Origin of the sequence: Limnohabitans sp. Hippo3 (assembly GCF_003063665.1) — a bacterium.
Lineage (GTDB): Bacteria > Pseudomonadota > Gammaproteobacteria > Burkholderiales > Burkholderiaceae_C > Limnohabitans_A.
This window is the reverse complement of the sequence record NZ_NESF01000007.1, coordinates 104,148-121,316: the sequence shown is the minus strand read 5'-3', so window position 1 is coordinate 121,316 and position 17,169 is coordinate 104,148. Positions and strand designations below refer to the sequence as shown.

18 protein-coding genes, 1 tRNA gene and 1 riboswitch are annotated in these 17,169 nt (G+C 59.4%); of the genes, 5 read left to right on the top strand and 14 right to left on the bottom strand.

What is annotated here, in order from left to right; translation table 11 throughout:
* Positions 1–118: 118 nt before the first annotated feature.
* From B9Z34_RS09570 to B9Z34_RS09550, 5 genes are all read left to right on the top strand, one after another.
* The gene (locus tag B9Z34_RS09570) at positions 119–1,399 is read left to right on the top strand and encodes a sulfate adenylyltransferase subunit 1 (protein WP_108427908.1); all 1,281 of its coding nucleotides are present in this window, start codon (positions 119–121) and stop codon (positions 1,397–1,399) included.
* A gap of 215 nt (positions 1,400–1,614) precedes the next feature.
* Entirely contained in the window at positions 1,615–1,944 is a 330-nt protein-coding gene (gene fdxA, locus B9Z34_RS09565; protein WP_108427888.1) for a ferredoxin FdxA, read from the top strand.
* A 46-nt stretch (positions 1,945–1,990) separates the two neighbouring features.
* The gene (locus tag B9Z34_RS09560) at positions 1,991–3,028 is read left to right on the top strand and encodes an NAD(P)/FAD-dependent oxidoreductase (RefSeq protein ID WP_108427887.1); all 1,038 of its coding nucleotides are present in this window, start codon (positions 1,991–1,993) and stop codon (positions 3,026–3,028) included.
* A gap of 27 nt (positions 3,029–3,055) precedes the next feature.
* A riboswitch (TPP riboswitch) is annotated at positions 3,056–3,158 on the top strand.
* A 68-nt stretch (positions 3,159–3,226) separates the two neighbouring features.
* Positions 3,227–5,383: a TonB-dependent siderophore receptor gene (locus B9Z34_RS09555; RefSeq protein ID WP_108427886.1), complete on the top strand. Its 2,157-nt coding sequence runs from the start codon at positions 3,227–3,229 to the stop codon at positions 5,381–5,383.
* Positions 5,384–5,462: 79 nt separating this feature from the next.
* Positions 5,463–5,538 (top strand) — tRNA-Asn (locus B9Z34_RS09550).
* A gap of 195 nt (positions 5,539–5,733) precedes the next feature.
* Here B9Z34_RS09550 and B9Z34_RS09545 read toward each other — a convergent pair.
* The 14 genes from B9Z34_RS09545 to B9Z34_RS09470 all read right to left on the bottom strand — a co-directional run bounded on the left by B9Z34_RS09545 (position 5,734) and on the right by B9Z34_RS09470 (position 17,083).
* Positions 5,734–6,309 carry a hypothetical protein gene (locus tag B9Z34_RS09545; RefSeq protein ID WP_146179635.1) on the bottom strand — a complete coding sequence of 192 codons (576 nt, stop codon included), beginning with the start codon at positions 6,307–6,309 and terminating at the stop codon, positions 5,734–5,736.
* A gap of 114 nt (positions 6,310–6,423) precedes the next feature.
* Positions 6,424–6,678 carry a pyocin activator PrtN family protein gene (locus B9Z34_RS09540; RefSeq protein ID WP_108427884.1) on the bottom strand — a complete coding sequence of 85 codons (255 nt, stop codon included), beginning with the start codon at positions 6,676–6,678 and terminating at the stop codon, positions 6,424–6,426.
* Positions 6,675–7,214, bottom strand: a complete 540-nt coding sequence (locus B9Z34_RS09535) for a hypothetical protein (RefSeq protein ID WP_146179634.1) — start codon at positions 7,212–7,214, stop codon at positions 6,675–6,677. The genes B9Z34_RS09540 and B9Z34_RS09535 overlap by 4 nt, the downstream gene beginning before the upstream one ends.
* A 298-nt stretch (positions 7,215–7,512) precedes the next feature.
* The gene (locus B9Z34_RS09530; protein ID WP_108427882.1) at positions 7,513–7,761 is read right to left on the bottom strand and encodes a hypothetical protein; all 249 of its coding nucleotides are present in this window, start codon (positions 7,759–7,761) and stop codon (positions 7,513–7,515) included.
* Between the two features lie 17 nt (positions 7,762–7,778).
* The gene (locus B9Z34_RS09525) at positions 7,779–9,368 is read right to left on the bottom strand and encodes a hypothetical protein (protein WP_146179633.1); all 1,590 of its coding nucleotides are present in this window, start codon (positions 9,366–9,368) and stop codon (positions 7,779–7,781) included.
* 539 nt (positions 9,369–9,907) lie between these two features.
* Positions 9,908–11,215, bottom strand: coding sequence for a hypothetical protein (locus tag B9Z34_RS09520; RefSeq protein WP_146179632.1), 1,308 nt, complete (start codon positions 11,213–11,215; stop codon positions 9,908–9,910).
* A 148-nt stretch (positions 11,216–11,363) separates the two neighbouring features.
* Positions 11,364–11,792, bottom strand: a complete 429-nt coding sequence (locus tag B9Z34_RS09515) for a hypothetical protein (RefSeq protein WP_108427879.1) — start codon at positions 11,790–11,792, stop codon at positions 11,364–11,366.
* A gap of 341 nt (positions 11,793–12,133) precedes the next feature.
* Positions 12,134–12,361: a hypothetical protein gene (locus B9Z34_RS09510; protein ID WP_146179631.1), complete on the bottom strand. Its 228-nt coding sequence runs from the start codon at positions 12,359–12,361 to the stop codon at positions 12,134–12,136.
* Positions 12,354–12,797: a DUF5681 domain-containing protein gene (locus B9Z34_RS09505; protein ID WP_108427877.1), complete on the bottom strand. Its 444-nt coding sequence runs from the start codon at positions 12,795–12,797 to the stop codon at positions 12,354–12,356. The genes B9Z34_RS09510 and B9Z34_RS09505 overlap by 8 nt, the downstream gene beginning before the upstream one ends.
* Before the next feature lie 13 nt (positions 12,798–12,810).
* A complete protein-coding gene (locus B9Z34_RS09500) occupies positions 12,811–13,299 on the bottom strand; it encodes a hypothetical protein (RefSeq protein ID WP_108427876.1) in 489 nt (162 codons plus the stop codon).
* A gap of 623 nt (positions 13,300–13,922) precedes the next feature.
* Positions 13,923–14,216 (bottom strand): hypothetical protein, encoded by a 294-nt coding sequence (locus tag B9Z34_RS09490; RefSeq protein WP_108427874.1) that lies wholly within the window; start codon positions 14,214–14,216, stop codon positions 13,923–13,925.
* A 394-nt stretch (positions 14,217–14,610) separates the two neighbouring features.
* The gene (locus B9Z34_RS09480) at positions 14,611–15,390 is read right to left on the bottom strand and encodes a hypothetical protein (RefSeq protein WP_108427872.1); all 780 of its coding nucleotides are present in this window, start codon (positions 15,388–15,390) and stop codon (positions 14,611–14,613) included.
* A 96-nt stretch (positions 15,391–15,486) separates the two neighbouring features.
* On the bottom strand, positions 15,487–15,747 hold the full coding sequence (locus tag B9Z34_RS09475; protein ID WP_146179630.1) for a hypothetical protein: 261 nt from the start codon (positions 15,745–15,747) through the stop codon (positions 15,487–15,489).
* Positions 15,748–15,772: 25 nt separating this feature from the next.
* Positions 15,773–17,083: a site-specific integrase gene (locus tag B9Z34_RS09470; RefSeq protein ID WP_108427870.1), complete on the bottom strand. Its 1,311-nt coding sequence runs from the start codon at positions 17,081–17,083 to the stop codon at positions 15,773–15,775.
* Positions 17,084–17,169: the final 86 nt, after the last annotated feature.

The window sequence follows — 17,169 nt, the reverse complement described above, 5'->3', positions numbered from 1 at the left end:
CCCCTGTAGGAGGCCGCCTTTGCGGCCGAATGGGCGCTCACGGAGCGTCACCATTCGCAAGCAGGGGCTCACTCCCACAAAGATGCCGCCCCTACAAAACACCAAAGAAACACGAACCATGCACAACGAACAACACTTTTCTGCCCTCAAATTCATCACCTGCGGCTCGGTCGACGACGGCAAGAGCACGCTGATTGGCCGCCTGCTGGTGGACACCAAGGCCGTGCTGCAAGACCACCTGGCGGGTGTGCAGCGCTCGGGTGAGACCGACCTGGCCCTGCTGACGGACGGCTTGAGCGCCGAGCGCGAGCAAGGCATCACCATCGACGTGGCCTACCGCTACTTCAACACCGAAGCGCGCAAGTTCATCATCGGTGACGCCCCCGGCCACGAGCAGTACACCCGCAACATGGTCACGGCCGCATCGAGCGCCGACGCCGCTGTGGTGCTGGTCGATGCCATCAAACTCGACTGGGCCAACCCCGACCTGCAACTGCTGCCACAAACCCGCCGCCACTCGCTGCTGGTCAATCTGCTGCGCGTGCCATCCATCGTGTTCGCCATCAACAAGCTCGACGCGGTGGCCGATGCCGCCGTGGCCTACAAGAACATCGCAGGCGCATTGGAAAAGTTTGCCAAAGAAGCGGGCATCACCGTCACGGCCATGGTGCCTGTGTCGGCCCTCAAGGGCTGGAACGTGGTGACCACAGAAAACAATGACCAGCCCGACTGGTGCGGTTACTCCGGCCCAAGCCTGCTGAGCATCCTCGAAGACCTGCCGGTCACGCCAGCCGAGACCGATGTGGCCTTCAGCTTCCCGGTGCAGTGGGTCGAGAAGTTCCATGACTCCGGCGTGACCACCCAGGGCCGCCGCGTGTTCTGGGGCCGTGTGGCCACCGGCAGCATCGCGCCGGGCCAGACCATCCAGATCTTCCCCAGCGGCCAGACCGCCGTGGTGTCCCAAGTGTTGAGCGCCACCCGACAGCCGCAGGGCAAAACCGCTGGCCACAGCGCGGGCATCGTGCTGGACCGCGAGGTGGACGTGTCGCGTGGTGACTGGCTCTTGGCTGCCGAAGGCGCGCCAGAAGACCAACGCCAGCTGAGTACCACCATCGCCTGGATGGACGACGAGCCCCTGGTGGCGGGTCGTGTGTACTGGGCACTGCACGGCCACCGCTGGGTCAAGGCCAAAGTGCAGCGCGTGGTGCACCGCCTGAACGTGAACACCCTGGCCGAAGAAGAGGCCACTGAGCTGGCCCCCAACGCGATAGGCCATGTGACCCTGGCCTTGCAGGAGCCACTGGTCACGCTGCCCTTTGCCCAGTCGCGCATTCTGGGCGCGCTGGTGCTGGTGGACACGGCCAGCCACAAGACATCTGGCGCTGTGTTGGTGAACTGAGGGACTTGATGTCGGGGCTAAAGCCGCCGACCTACAAATCATGTCGTAGGTCGGCGGCTTTAGCCCCGACAAACCAGCCCGCATCAGCCACATCCTGGGTTCGCTGTTTTCCCTTTCGCTAGCAGGGGCTCGCCCCCACAGAGGTCAACCGATCTCCTTTAAAATCCACGGTTCCGCGCCAATTCGAACGCGCAGCCCCATTTTCCGAGTCCATCATGACCCACGTTGTTTCCGAATCCTGTATCCAGTGCAAATACACCGACTGTGTGGACGTTTGCCCTGTGGATTGCTTCCGTGAAGGCCCCAACTTTCTGACCATCGACCCCGATGAGTGCATTGATTGCGCCGTGTGCATCCCCGAATGCCCCGTGAACGCCATCTATGCCGAGGAAGACTTGCCGGCCGACCAGCAGCACATGACCCAAATCAACGCCGAGCTGGCCTTGCTGCCTGGCTGGAAGAGCATCACCAAGCGCAAGGCCCCCCTGCCCACCGCCGAAGAGTGGAAAGACAAGACCGGCAAACTGTCTGAACTGATCCGTTAAGCCCCAAGGGCCAAGCCCTTGGTCCTTTCTTTGTGAACTCTGCCCCATGACCGCCCCCATCGACACCGAAGCGCTGGTCATTGGCGCAGGCCCCGTCGGCCTCTTTCAGGTTTTCCAGCTCGGCCTGCAAGGCATTCACTGCCATGTGGTCGATGCCTTGCCCCATGTTGGGGGGCAATGCGCCGAGCTGTACGGCCCCAAGCCGATTTACGACATCCCCGGCATCCCTTTTTGTACTGGCCATGAATTGGTCGAGCGCTTGCAGCAGCAAATCGCGCCGTTCCAGGCCGCCCTGCACCTGGCCCAACAAGTCGACCACATTGAGCGACTGCCCGATCAGCGCCTGAAGGTGAGCACCAGCGCAGGCCAGACCTTTCACACCACCACTTTGTTCATTGCTGCGGGCGTGGGAGCCTTTGTGCCGCGCCGCATGGCGCTCGAAGGTCTGACGGTTTTCGAAGGCACACAGGTGTTTGCCGAACACCCCACGCCCGAGCGCTGGGCCGGGCGACACCTCGTCGTCGCCGGAGACAGCGACACCGCCTTGCTAACCTGCCTGAGCGCGATGGCAGGCCCGCAAGCAGCCGCCAGCGTGACCCTGCTGCACAGACGCGATCAGTTCAGCGCAGCCCCTGAACTGATCGATCAAATGCGGCATGCCTGCGCCCAAGGCCAGATGCGCTTTGTGGCGGGCCAGCCCACCGGCTTGCGTGCAGAAGCGGGCCGCCTGCAAGCGCTGGAGCTGCTCAATCCGCAGGGTGAAACCGAATGGCTCACTCTCGATGTGTTGCAAACCTGCCTGGGCCTGTCGCCCAAGCTCGGTCCCGTGGCGCAATGGGGCCTGGCCATGGAACGCAAGCAATTGACGGTGAACACCGAAAACTTCGGCACGTCAGAGCCTGGCATTTTTGCAGTGGGTGACATCAACACCTACCCTGGCAAAAAGAAGCTGATCCTCTGCGGCTTCCACGAAGCTACCCTGGCCGCGTTCGGCGCCGTGGCCCTGCTGCGCCCCGAAGAAAAAACCCTGCTGCAGTACACGACAACGTCGACGCTGCTGCACCAACGTCTGGGCATCGCATAGAATCCACACCGCGCCACACCCCTGTGGCGCATCCGCTAGGGGTGTTGAAGGCCGTGAGGTCTTCGACTGAGAAAGTCCCTTTGAACCTGATTGAGGTAATCCTCGCGCAGGGAAGCTTGTCAAAAGAACGGTGCCCTTCTCACGGGCACGTCGCGTTCTCAGTCAGCCGACCTGCCATTACGTTGAAGGAAAAACGTCATGGCATTTTTTTCGCCATTTTCTCGCCGGACATCTGGCCGTTTCACATGTCGCGCCAGCCACATCGCCAGCGCCGTTGCGCTGCTGACACTGGGCAGCGGCCATGCACAAAGCCTGACCGAAATCACCATCACCGACACGGCCCCTTCGCAGGTCAGCGGCTTTGGTGATGTGCCCTTGAGCAAAGCGCCTTTCAGTGCGGTCGCCATCGACCAGCAAACACTGCAAGACATCGGGGCACAACGCGTGTCCGACGCCCTGCGCCTGGACGCCAGCGTGGCCGACAGCTACAACTCACCGGCTTACTGGGACATGCTGAGCGTGCGCGGCTACACCTTGGACAACCGCTACAACTACCGCCGAGAAGGCCTGCCGATTTCGGCAGAGACCATGATCCCCATGGACAACAAGGAACGCATCGAGCTGTTCAAGGGCACAAGCGGCATCCAGGCCGGCACGAGCGCGCCAGGCGGTTTGGTCAACTACGTGGTCAAGCGTCCCCCTTCGGCCAAGGACGAGACCATCCGCTCGGTCAGCGCCAGCTATGGCCCAGGCCAAAGCAGCAGCACGGGCCTGGATCTGGGTGGGCGCTTTGGCCAAGACCAAGCCTTGGGCTACCGCTTCAACGCGGCTTATGAAAACCTGAATCCCTACATCAAGAACACCGAAGGCCACCGCAAACTGTTCGCACTGGCCATGGACTGGCGCATCAGCCCCGACAGCAAGCTGGAATGGGAAATCGAGCGCAGCGAACGGCAACAGTTTGGCGTCAACGGCTATAGCCTGTTGGGCGACATCCTGCCCGCCCCTGTGGATGGCAAGCGCAACCTGACGCGACAAGCGTGGTCGGTGCCCGGCGTGTTTGAGGGCACCACCGGGTCGATTCGTTTCAAGCAGAACCTGGAAGGCGGCTGGTTGTGGACCACGCAATATGGGGGGCAGCGGTTGAAGACGGATGACCGGTTGAGCTTTGGCTTTGGCTTTGAGTGTCGCCTCCCCAACTACACCAACTGTGATCGATTCCAACCCGATGGGACGTTTGATGTTTATGACTATCGCAGTGACAACGAACGACGTCTGAGTGATGCATTACAAACATCATTTGCCGGTGTCATGTCACTGGGCGGTCTTCAGCACCATCTCAATTTCAGCCTCACACGCCATCGCCAACTTGACAGGCTTGATGCAACTCAACTTTACAGCTATGCGGGACTCAGTGACCTGAACGGCCAACCTGTGCCAGAACAAACGCTCAACCAAACATACTCCAATACAAATCGCAGTGAGTACAGCACTGAACTGGCATTGAGTGATCGCATCCAATTGAACTCACTCACAACCGCATGGTTTGGATTGAGAAATACGCAAACAACACGAAGCACCATCAGTTTGGACCAGACCAATCCAAATCCCGCACGCCACTCTACAAACTTCACAACACCCTGGTTCGCACTTTCACATGAATATGCAGCGGGCCAGACCTTGTTCGCTTCTTATGGTGAAGGGGTCGAACTCTTCGCTGCACCCAACAATGCCAATTACACAAACGCTGGGCAACTCTTGGGTGTGAGTCGAAGCAAACAAATAGAAATGGGAGCCAAAGGAATTCGGGGCGCGTGGCGGTGGAACACCAGCATTTTTCAAATCGAACGACCGCTCGCCTATGACTTGAACTACGAGCGAGTCGTTGATGGCGTCCAAATGCACCGTGGCCTCGATGTTGGGCTGAATTGGACGCAGGGACCATGGATGTTAGGCACGCAATTCCAATGGCTGGTGACCAAACTCTCTGGCGCTACCAAAGACATTAACAAAAACGGACAAAAAGCTCCGAATGTTCCAGATCTGACCCTGCGCGCCATGGCCCAGTACCGCTTCACCGACATCCCCGGTTTGCGCAGCAGCTTGCGCCTGAACCACGAAGGATCGCGACGCGTGACCGAAGACGGCAGCATCCAGTTGCCCAACTGGACCACCGTGGACTTGGCCACGCATTACGACACCCGCATCCAAGGCACCCGCACCGAATGGACCTTGGCCATCGACAACCTGGCAGACCGTCGTTACTGGCGCGAATCGCCCAAGCAGTTTGGCCACTACTACCTGTATCCCGGTGCGCCTCGAACAGTGCGTGTGGGTGTCAAAGCCAGCTTCTGAAACACAGCGGCAAGATTTTTTAAAAATCTTGCCGCCCCTCTCAAAACAGCCTGAAAATCACTCTATAATTCAAAGCTATTCCTCAATAGCTCAGTCGGTAGAGCGCCGGACTGTTAATCCGTAGGTCCCTGGTTCGAGCCCAGGTTGAGGAGCCACCCAAAAAGTCGTTACAAGTCAACAACTTGCAGCGCACAAAGAACCCGCCAAGTGCGGGTTTTTTGTTGCCCGCTTTTCCTCGATGTAACGGTGGATGTAAGCGGATTTCCTCAAAGACTCTGCTCCGATGCAACCAGCGAGAAAACTCCAGACGTAAAAAAACCCGCCAAAGCGGGTTGCAGCACAAGGCCTGCTCAGCGGCAGTTGGTGGTGAGCACGCCCGGCATAGCCGTGGTCGAGCAATTCACCCCGGGCTGACCGTATGCGTTACGGAATGCGCCCCCAATGCCCTGCAGCATGTTCCCAATCATCGAACGCCGTCGCGCCTCTTCCGCTTCCTGAGCGGCCAAGTATTCAAGACGCGCCCTCTCCTGGGCTTGGTGCTCACGCTGTCTTGCATCCTCTTCCTGGGCAATGCGGTTGCGTTGCATTTGCTCCTGTGTTCTGGCGGTCAATGCCTCGTTGTATCGAGCGGTCCGAATTTGAAGCAACTCGAGCGCTTGCGCCTGAGTAATCTCTTTGCGCTCAAACCGCTCGGCATAGCTCAGCGCCGACTCGTAATATGCGTGGGTCAGTGTGTCCTGTGGAAAGTATGCCCTCGCAGCCATCAGCATTTCTCGTGCTCCCTCGCTTGGGCTAAGCTTCCCGGCCTCAACGGTTTCGGCAATGGTCAATATTTCTGCCTCAAAACGCTCGCGCAATGAAAGGACAGATTGCGACAGCGCCATCTGTGAAATGCAAAAAAGACAGGCAATAAATATTTTTCTCATTTTGGCTCCCTAAATTTGGATATGGCACTTTGGGTGACAAGCCGCACCACCCCAAATGATGGCGCGGTCAGTCGTCGCTATGGGCTCTTGCAGCATCCCACTTTTTACAGCAAATCAGACCTGACTTCTTTGCCACAGAGCCTTGGCCTCGGCCTCCTGCTTGTCAATCCAATCCCCCATGGCTTCAGCACTGATAACGTAGGGTGCCTTTCGGCTGTTGTTCAGTCGGAAGGCTGGGACGGGCAGCTCGTTACGTGCGGCCTTCTTTAGCGCTTCCTCGTAGGACAGACTGAAATAGCGTTCGCAAACCTCAGACAATGGAATCACCGGGGTCTTGTAGATGGCCATCAAAGCGAGAGACGTAATCATGCGACCACCTCATGAAACTTGTCCGTGGCTCGCTTGGTCATCGCGCGCGCCTTCAAGCGCTGGGACTGCTCAATGTCTGCGTCGGTAGCCAACTCAACGGCTTCAGCTCGCAAGCGCTCTGCCACGGTCAATCCGCCACCACCTTGAATCGCGTGTGCTGCCAGTGCCGCAATCGTATAGATGGCACCAACTGCCAGGCCTCTACGGTCTAGACCATTCAAAGTTGGCGAGCTGTCCAAGTTCTTGAACGCATCGCGCAACAGATTTTGGACACCTTCCTCGGGTGAATATCCAAGTTCGGCGTTCAATCGGATGGCGTGCACCGCATCGATTGCCATGCCATGGCCAAACGCACAACCCCAAACGAAATTCATGGGTGCTGCATCACTCACGTTCTGATGCAGCACCTCCCCCGTTGGGTGTACTTTCAGCCCAAGCTTGCGGGCTTCTGCGTGCACGGCTGCTTTGGTGCGTTGAATTGATTTGCGGTTGCCGCTGGTCGATATTTGAGCGGCTTTTACGTTTGCTGTTGTCATGGTTTCAGGCTCCTACGAGAGACACACAGAACCCACCGTTTACGTCATCACACGCAGCGGGTGGACAGGGTGTTGATGACGTGTCCGTAGTCACGCGCCCAGCCTTACGGTGAGGGCCACCCTGTCCGAAACCTTTGGGGCTCGCGCATGATGCGCGGCCTGACCACTGAATTTTGGACAAGACAAAACCCCGCTTTCGGTGGGGGTCTGGTACCGCTACAGATATGGTGTCATCACACACCGGCCCCGTTTCAGGGGTTGCTGATATTCTGCCAGAATTGACCGCGCCCCACAAACATCAATGAAGCCACGGCGAAGGCCAGGCAAACACCATCACCCCGCTCGGGGCTGCTTTGTCAACCAGCAGAACAACAGGCGGCGCGTCATCCAGTCCCCGGGGCTCAGTCCACTCGCGCTGCATGTTGGCCAGCACGGTGTAAAAGTCTTCCACAAAGCGAGGGGCAGACTTTGCCGCAGGCGGGCCGAACACTTCTTCATCAGTCAACTCACGCCCCAGATCTTGAGGCGCGGCTTGCTTTTGCATCATCGTGTACCTGCCATTCGTTATTCAGCGCCAGCAAGCACACCGCCCACCATGCCAGCAGGTGCAAGCAACCGCTGAACTTTGCTCAGCACCTCTGCCGATGGCCTAGGGCTTTGCACGCTGGGTTGCGCGGCGAGTGCCCGGCTGATTTCGTGCTCAGTCCGAATCTCGCCCACTTGGTTCGCCAAGGCTCTGGCCCCGGGCAATTGGCGCAGCAATGGCGCTTCCGAAATCTTGCTCAGGATGTTCATCAACGCAGCGCCAGTGCCCGAACTGTTGGCAGCGTAGGCGGCCCCCGCTGGTTTGCTGGTAATGTCTGCGGCCACTTTGCCCGCAAGGTTCAGACGCACCATCTCCGTAGGATTGAAGAACACCTCCAGACGCTTTGGACCAAGGGCTTGAAGCGTTCGCATGTAGCGGTCTGGTGCAAATGCTCCGTCACCTGCTGCGTTCGGGCCGAAGGCTGCCCCCTTTAGGTGCGCTGCAATTTGTGCGCGGGCTTGAGTCAGAGCTTCGGGGCTGTTTTCAAGCAGCCGCTTCATTGCAGCCAAGTCGTCAGTTTTGGCACCTAAAACGAACTTGCGCACAAAGTCGTCGGGCGCTTCTTCGTTCAAGGCCGCCTTCAGGGCTGGGGTTTGCTCGATGGTTGCAAAACGCTTGCGGGCGGCTGTCCGGGCCTGGCTGAATGCCTCACGGGCTGCGGCTCCTTCGTCAATCGCCACACCAACTACATCATTAGCCGATTGTGCAAATGGCGTGTCACGCAATGCACTGCGAATGACGCCGATGGCCGAATGTTGAGGGGTTCCGCCACCTGCCTTGCGTTGAGCTGCGGCGAGGATGCCGTCTATCTGCTCACTGGCCTCTACGGTGAATGGGGTTTTTCCGCTGCTCACATCGTTCAGCAGTGCCCGAACATCGCTGGGCACAAAACGGCCCCACATGCCTTCATCCAACGCTGCATTTGCCGATTGGCTGAAAGTGCCCCGGTCCAGCTCAACCGCGCGTCCGCCAGCCATGTTCCGGGCGCTGGTGTAAGCATCGTCCACGGCCGCCTTGACGGGCTGGTCGGCATCACGCAGCGCATTCATGAGCGTCTGCCCCGCCGTCACCCGGTCCGTGGCACTGTTCGCGCCAACACCATCGAACACTTCTTGCAGCTTGTTGTTCTGAGCCTGAAACCGAGTGGCCAGCGGGTTTCCCTCCCCTTGAGGTGTGGCCAGGCGCACACCGGAGAGGTTCTTTTCATTGGCCCACTGCATCGGGTCACGGGTCAATTGTCCAAGCGTTGGAGCCGCGTCATCGGTCAAGCCAACGGCCTCAAACTGCGCCCTTCTGACAATGGCACCTGGCAAAAGCTTCTGGCCGGACTGCATCGATTCAGTCACTTGCCGCTGAACTGAATCCAAAATCTCTTGCGGCACGGTACGGTCCAGCCCTTGCGCCCGCAGGATGTTGGTGACCTGCACGTCAATGGTGGTCGGGTTGACCTTCACGGCAGGCTTGGCACGCTGCACGGCCTTGGCCACAGCCTCACCGGACTTGGCCGCTGCCGGGGCCAGTACCGCGCCCCCGGCTGCACCGGCTGCTGTTTGTCCGGCCTTTTGCATCCAGAAATTCTCTGTGTCCTCGACAACGGGTTGAAGCGCACCGGAAACGGCCCCGGCTCGAGCGCCAGCGGTCGCAAGCTGCCGCAATGTGTTGGCACCAGCAGCGGCACCGCCCCCCATCCAGTTCGCAGGCTGTGCAATGTTCCCTACCAAGCGGGCTCCGTCAAACCCAGGGTCTTGTCCAGGGGCCTCGTTTTGACGATTCGCCTCGTACTTCTGATTAACGTCTTTCACCAATTGGTCAACGCCTTGAACACCCTGAGTAGAGGCAACTGGCAAGCCCTTCCTGTCAAGCCATGCCCCCAGCTCATCAATCGGTTTCGCAATAGCTTCAGGCACCGCACGGCGAAGCATCTGCGACCCAGCATCAATGGCGTCCCGAAAACCCATCAAAACACCGTTACTCGGTGCGGTCACGCTGGGTTTGTTTGCGGCAAATTGTTGCTTTGCAAACTCCAGCACCTGATTTTCGTTGGCACCCTCTGGCGCATTCACTTCGTAGCTGGCCCCGTCTGGGCCGGTAATTTGAAAACGTGGCATCAATCAATCCTCCGAATAGACCAACCAGAAGCAGCGGGGGTTGTCTCGCCAGCACCCGAATCTGCTGGCGCTGGTGGCGTACTGACGGCAGGGCTCGCGCCTGGTCGGTATCGTTGCGCGTCCGGCACTTCCTTCAGCATCATATTCATGGCCAATTCGCGGTTTTTCCGCTTTTGCTCAATCACGGCCTTGCTGTCTCCGGGTTGCGGGAAATACTGCTTTTCAGCGTTTGCAAACTCCTGCGGTGAAATGACCGCCCCAGACTCTTTGCGAAGCACCGCGTTCACAAAGTCTCGTCGGGCTTGCTCCACGCGTTGCTGCGATTTACTTTGCGTCCAATTGGTCATGCTCCCGGCCGCATCAGCCAGCGTTCCCCCCATGGAATCAGTGCCAAGCCCAAGAATTCGCCCCACGGTTTCTGCGCTGCCCTTGATGGCCCCTGGCCGCATCACTTTTGCGTCCTCAAGCTCATTCAGGATTTTGTTGGCCTCGTACATTCGTGCCCCGAACAAATTGGCTTTTGCTTGCTGCTCTGTCAGGGGCTTGGCAGCAGCCGCACCAGCTTGAACCGTCCGGCCTTGGGCATCCAGCACCGGCTGCGCTGTCATGGTTCGCTTGTTCACAACGGTGATGGCACCATCAGCCCCGTTGACCACTTGCAGGTCACCGGTGCGAATGCTCTGCTCAATGTCCTGCGTGGTCTTGCGCGCCGATGCGTTCGCGCTGTTCGCCTGCGCCTTGTTCTCAGCAATCTCGGACTGGCGCTTGTCGCCAAAAAGTTTGGCCAGCACAGGGTTGGCCTCTGTCGTGTTGCCGGTGTAGCGGTTGAAGCTATGGCCGCCATCGTTGACAGCAGTGAAAGGCAGCTCGCCCTTGGTCGCGCCGTAGGCAATGCCGGTGGCCTGCGCCAGCTCAGGATTGGCCTGAATAGCGTTCAGGTCGGCAATCTTCTTTTCGTTCACGGCGGCTGCTGACCAGTTCTGCATGTGCTGAGGGCCTGCGAACTTGAAGCCCATGCGAAGGGCTCGCTCATAAGCTGGCATGCTCGGATTGGCGGCCAGCTCTGCATCGACGCCCTCACGAAGTCGCGTCGTCATCTCCTGATCGGTTGCATCTGCGGTCAGCTTGCGGGCGTTCGCACCATACTGGTTGCCCTGCATGTTGTCTGCATAGATTTTGGCCAATATGGCTTCCTGACTTTGCGCCGCTTGTTGGCGCACCTGTGGCCCCATGGCAAACGCCTTGATGGCGTTGCCAATGCCCTGACCTGCGGCCATTGCGCCTTCTGCATTGAGTTTGAACTGCATGGTCAGCCCTCTTTCTGGGTGGTTGTCGTTTGGTTCGTGTGCATGGTTTTTTCTCTTTCAAAAACGTATTTGAATTTTTGAGCCTGCACGCTCTTTCGGCGGACTTTCGTCACCCCTGTTGTGCAAGTCAAACAACTGCGGGGCATGCTCAGAGAGTGTGGCTCGGGTGAGGCGTGAGCTGGCCTGTCTTGTGATGCTTCTGTAACGCTTGGTGTGTTACACCTGACCGGTAAGGCTCTCCGCACATGACACGTTCCAAGGTGTCGCGGTCGGCCCGTGTGAACTGTTGGCGGTGCCGCATCTTCTGCATGAGCCTTTCGCCGTCCTCCGATGCCCAGAACTCGCGGGCCTTTGCAGTTAGGGCGCGGCCACAGGTGCGCGACGTGATTGGCTCCAGCATGTTGGGCTGAAGCGTCACAGAGTCGTGAGGGTCCGCACTGAAGTGCAGCACCAGCCTCTGAAAATGATCCTGCTTGCTTGCCGCGCCCTTGTGTTTGATGACAACGCCAATGCGCCCGCTTGGTGTGCGGGCCAGGGTGCCAATCGGGAAATCGTCTAAATCCAGCATCTGCGACATGGTTCCGCCTCCTGTTTAGGCCCAAATTGTCAGAGCGCAGCGGGTTCAGCACGGACATTCGTACGGGGCAAGGCCAAGCCAAAAGGGGCGTTATGGGTTCCAGCTTTTGCACTGCCATATCTCCATCACGGCGAACCGTGACAGGTGCCCCTCTGGTCAGGATATCAGCGCGGTTCAAGGTCAAAATGACCAAGGGACCGCCACGTTCGCGGGCTGTCGCTAGCTGGGTGTTGAATGCGTCAAGGTCTGCTTGGGTCGCGTGATTCCCCGGCCGTGTCAGCACCGTGGCGCACATTGCTGTCAGCGCCCGCCTCACCCCCTCCATTGCTCGCAACCGGCGCTCAAGTGCCCGCATCGTTTGCCTTTCTGTCCATCATCTCGGCCCACTCTTTATAGGTCATCACCTCGGGCACCAGCAACACAGCGCCGGTCACGCCTTGCGCCCGGGCACGCTCCAAGGCCTGGTCTTGTGTCTCATTGCGCCCATACGTCACCACCCCCGTGCATTTTTGAGCCTGTGGACTGCCCTGCTCCAGCGCCAGCAGGCGCTTTTTTAGGCTCTCATGCATGCTGCCCCCCACTCTTTGCGTTTGCGGCCTCCAGCGCCTCAATCCGGGCCGCCAGCTCGTCTATCTCTGACACCCGGGCCAGTGAACCTATGGCACTCAGCAGCGATGCCCCCTGACCCGGGGCAAGCTCACCAGCGGCCACGGCCTTCAACACGGCGCGGCCCTGGTCGGTCAGCGTCCCATCCGGCAACGTCAGTGCTTGGGTAGGCTCCACTGCACGCAAAGGGGCAATGGTTCGCTCCAGCAACAGGCGGGCAGCTCCAACGTCACCGCCCAGGGCCTTCGTCACCAAAGCATTCAGCAGCTCAGGAACATGCTCCTCAATTGCTGCGCGTATTTGCGCCACCTTGCCGACACCGGCCGGCCGCCCCTTCGGGTTACCGCTTTCCCCTGCCTTCCAGCGCCCGGGCTTCTTTTTTTTGACTGGCTCTGTCATTGTTTTCACCCTGTTAAATCAAAACACTCTGTTTTGGCTTGATTCGCCCCTTGAGGTGCGCAGGGCTTGGGGTTACTTCTGGTGCTGGCGCTGGTCGCGGGGCTGGCTCCTGTGACGGTTGGATTGGTTCATCGTCCGTTTCGCAAAGCTCGTCCGGCAGGTCGGCGCAAAATTCGTCGGCCATTTCGGTCAGTGCAATCGCCTTTGACAGCTCAAAGCTCAGGTCTGCATGCTTGTGGTCTGAGTGGTTCTTGATGTAGTCGTAGAGGAAATCAATGTGAAAGGCCAGCGTGCGCAGGCGGCGGGCCAAGGTCTTGACCGGCTGCGAGGTCATCCAGCCTACAGGCTCCATGCCTGCAAAGCGCTCGGCAAAGTGGCGCAATTGCAACGGGTGCATCAACACACTGCTGCTCTCTCCGCAGTAATCAGGTTGCGTCAGCAGCACGGCACCGCCCGACATTTCGGCGGTTACCTCATGGAATACTTCTTTGGTCGTGGTCATCGGTTTCTTTCTGTATCAGGATTGCATTGCAAGAGCAGCAGATGGCTTCTCTAGATGGTGTCCGCCAGACGGAACAGAGGGAACCCAAAAAGAGCCCCGGATAGTTCCGTGAGACGGAACAACAGAGGGCTTCCTTGTTCCGTCAGACGGAGCTATCAGGGGCCTATCTGTTCCGCCAGACGGACAAAGGACCGCGTTTTTCAGCGGTGTTGTGCGGCGGTACGCGCCACGCTCAAAGGCTTCGGTCGCGCCGTGGTCATACCCAGGGTGGCGGTCAAGCGTGCGCCAGGTCACGGCATACCAACTCGCCTTGTTCGGTCGCTGGCCCTTGACCGTCTCAAAGATGAACCCTGCCGCCAACAATTCGTCCTTGGCCCGCTGGATCACATCTGAAGATCTCCAACCACGCCCAGCCAAGTAGGCACGGCTGGCCAGTAAGCGCCCGTTGTTGTCGCGGACAAACTGGCGGGCAAACTCCAGCAGCAGCGATCTGGCCGGGTGGCTCAAGCCTGCGTAGGCGGGGCTATCCATGACGGACCAAGGTACGGCCATAAATCCGCCACTGTCGCGCCCTGTGTCGCCCTTGCGCCCGCCGTTTCGCCCGTTGGCCATTCCGTCGCCCCTCAGGCGGCAAAGCCATAGGCGGCCAGCATGTCGGCAGCTTTGGGGGCAAGTCGGTACTGTCCCGGCTTGCATGGCTTGCCGTCGCGGTCGATGCGCTCAGCGGTCTGCGTGTCGATTTGAATGCCTTTGCGGCGCAGCGCCTGAATGACGGCAGGGCCATTCGATGCGCCAGCAATGCGGTCAATGTCCTCCCGCCATGTCCAGCGGTCACCTGCCAACAGCAGGGCACGGGCAACGCGTTCTTGGCGTTTACAGAGTTTCAGGGGCTTTGGTGTGGCGTTTTGGTTGTCCATTACGCCACCCCCAAAACTTGCTTGATGCCAGAGACAGGCCATCCCAAGCGACCATTGACGCGCACCGGGCGCAGGCCATCAGGGAAAGTCTCAGCGCAGGCCCACCCCCTCAGCGTCTGAGGGCGGCGCAGTAAGTAATGCGCAGCTTGTTCGGTTGGTACTGTGGGGCGGTTAACCAGCTCCAGCGGCGGGAAGTGTTGGGGCTCAGATAAAGCGCGGCGGGTGTCTGCGCTGTGATGGATTACGGTTTGCATATTTCACCTTTCCGGCACGTTGATTCGTGCCGTGGGGTGAATTGCAAAATCGCGGGAGTGAACGGGAAAAACCGGGGGTGCGTGCTTGGTCGACGTTCATTGTGAGGGCGGGAATTGCTGCGGGAGAAACCGGGAATTGCCTATCTTTGCCCCAGCCTGTCAAACACACCGGCACGCTTTGCATCAAGCTCGTTTTGTGCGGCTTCTCTCAAGTCGTCACGTATGGTCTTTTCATCGCTTCGCTTGCGCTCTTCGCTCTTTTCGGCTTTCACAAGGGCGGTTATGCCCGTGAATTTCCATTCCCCCCGCTTGTATGTCGCGTGCCCACCAAGTGAGCGCAAACGGGCTAGGCGGCGCTCTGGGTCTTGTGGGGCGCAATTGCTGTCACTGACCACGGCGGGCAGTGAGGCAATGGATTGCGCCTCGGGTGCAACTGCTTTGGCGCTTTCCTGGGGCGGCGGTTTGGCGAATTGGTATTGAGTTGATGCGCCCACCTGTTGTACCCAGCGGGCCAATACAGCGCGGGAAAAGTGCTGCCTGTCAAAGTCGGATGCGTTTGTGCAAAGCCACCCCATCCATGACCGGTGGATGATGCTTCGCTCCATGTCCGAAGTCGCGGCATCAATGCTTGCGAGTGCCCGCTGCAATTCAATGGATGGCAATGGGGTGCTGGGGGCTGTGATTCTGTGATGTACGGGCGGGCTTTTGACCAGCTCATTTTCAGCGGCCGCCATTTCCCAGCGCACAGGCCCCTCGGTGAACCACTCTATGACGTCCGCGTAATCGCGGTACATCAGCGCCAGCACAGGCGCGGCTTTGGGTGCGTCCGTGTCGGTAGGTGGTAGTCCGACGATTGCAAGGGCGGCTTGTTGCCCGGTGAATTCGGGCACGTAGTCCCATGGTGTCAGGTGTTCGCGCATTGCACTCCCTTCGGTGCGTCCTTCAATGGGTGCCACAGCAGGCAGAGGAAGGGACTCCGCTTTTCGGTTCGCGGGCCTAGCTGGGGCGTATTTGGTTTAGTCGAGTTGCTTCAGCGCCATGCGCTGTTCTGGTGTCAATGCTGGGCGAGTCCATGGCATCAGGTACCACTTGATGCGGCCGCGCAGTGTCGCGGGAGGTAGTGGCATCTGAACATCAGGCATGCGGCAGTGAATCAACGTCACGCGCCCGCCATGCATCGAGTGCAACAGTGCCAGGCGCTCGGCGTCAGAGTCAGTCGATGCGGCGACCCCGATTGCAAAGGCTTCATCTTCACTGGTTGTAGGCGTCATGTTCACGATAGGCACCTTCGGTTTGGTTTGCTTAGGCATTGGCCACCACGCGCAGCTTACCGGGCTCGGCATCGGCCGCAAATGGCACCTTGCCCTGCTCCAAAATCCACGCCTCGATACGCTCATGGTGCAGGCGCAGCAGGTCCAGCGGTCTCACCTTGTAATGCTTCTCGGCGGTCGCGCTGGGCTTGTGCCCCATGATTTGCGCCACCACGCCGGACGGTATTTCAAGCCACTCGGTCAGGCTGGAGAACGAACGGCGCAGCCCGTGCAGGGTCAGGCCATCCAGCCCAGCCACCTTGCATGCAGACACGTGATGGTTGCGCGGCATGGTCAGCGCCCCATCCTTGGCGGTCGTGCTGGAAAACACCCAGCGGTTGCGCTTGGGCAGCGCGGCCAGCATTTGCGCCACGTAGGGTGTCAGCGGAATCACGCGCTCCCCTTCCACCTTGTCCCGGATGGTCAAGCCCTTCCACTGATTGTTCACATCAGCCCATCGCAGCGCCAGCACCTCGCCCGGGCGGGCACCTGTCAGCAGCATGGTTTGGAGGGCAGCGGACACCACGGGGTTGCCAATTTGCCGCACGGCATCAAACCATGCGGGCAGTTGCTCCCGTTGCAGGGCATCTTGCTTGGTCGTGGGCTTGCCGAAGGCTTCGCGGGTCTTGCGAGTCTTCGCTGGATTGTCTTGCACCAAGTCACGGTATTCGGCCTGCTCCATGCACCAGCCCAAGAACACCTTGATGCAGCGCCAGGCCAAACGACCATAGGTCGGGCGGGCTTTCGCTTGCTTGGCGGCCCATGACTCCACCGCCTCGGGTGTCAAGTCAATGAGGCGCAGCGCCAGCAGCGGGTAAACCGGGCCGTCAATGGTCACGCCTCGCCCCCGGGTGCCACGGTTGCCAGCCACCCCACCGGGTTTACTCATGCGCTCATGGTCGAGGTAATGGCGCTCACCCCATTGGGCACGGCGGGCGGACAGGTAAGCAGTCCAAGCCTCACCCACGGTCACCGTCTCACGCTTCGCTGCTTCGCGGTCTTCGTTGGCCTTTGACAGTTGGTCGGCCTTCACGGCGCGCGGGTCCTTGCCCTCGTCAATCAGGCGTTGCAGCTCTCGGGCTTTGGCTTGTGCCTCTGGGATGCTCCAGGCGCTGGGGCTTCCGATGGTCAGTCGGATAGTCTTTTCTTGGTAGCGCCCTTGAAACACGAATGCAGGCGCACCGACCGGGGTTGTCCTCAGGCCCAAGCCCGGGGCGGTCGAATCCCACAGAAACGCTTGCGGCTTGTCAGCGGGGCACTTGAACCCTGCCAGCCTGCCCGCCGTGAATGCCACCTTTGCCATGCTAGCCCCTTCTGCTTACAACCGGGCCTATGTAACGGTGGATGTAAGCAAATTTCCGAAAAACAACCGAATTTCCATCAACACCC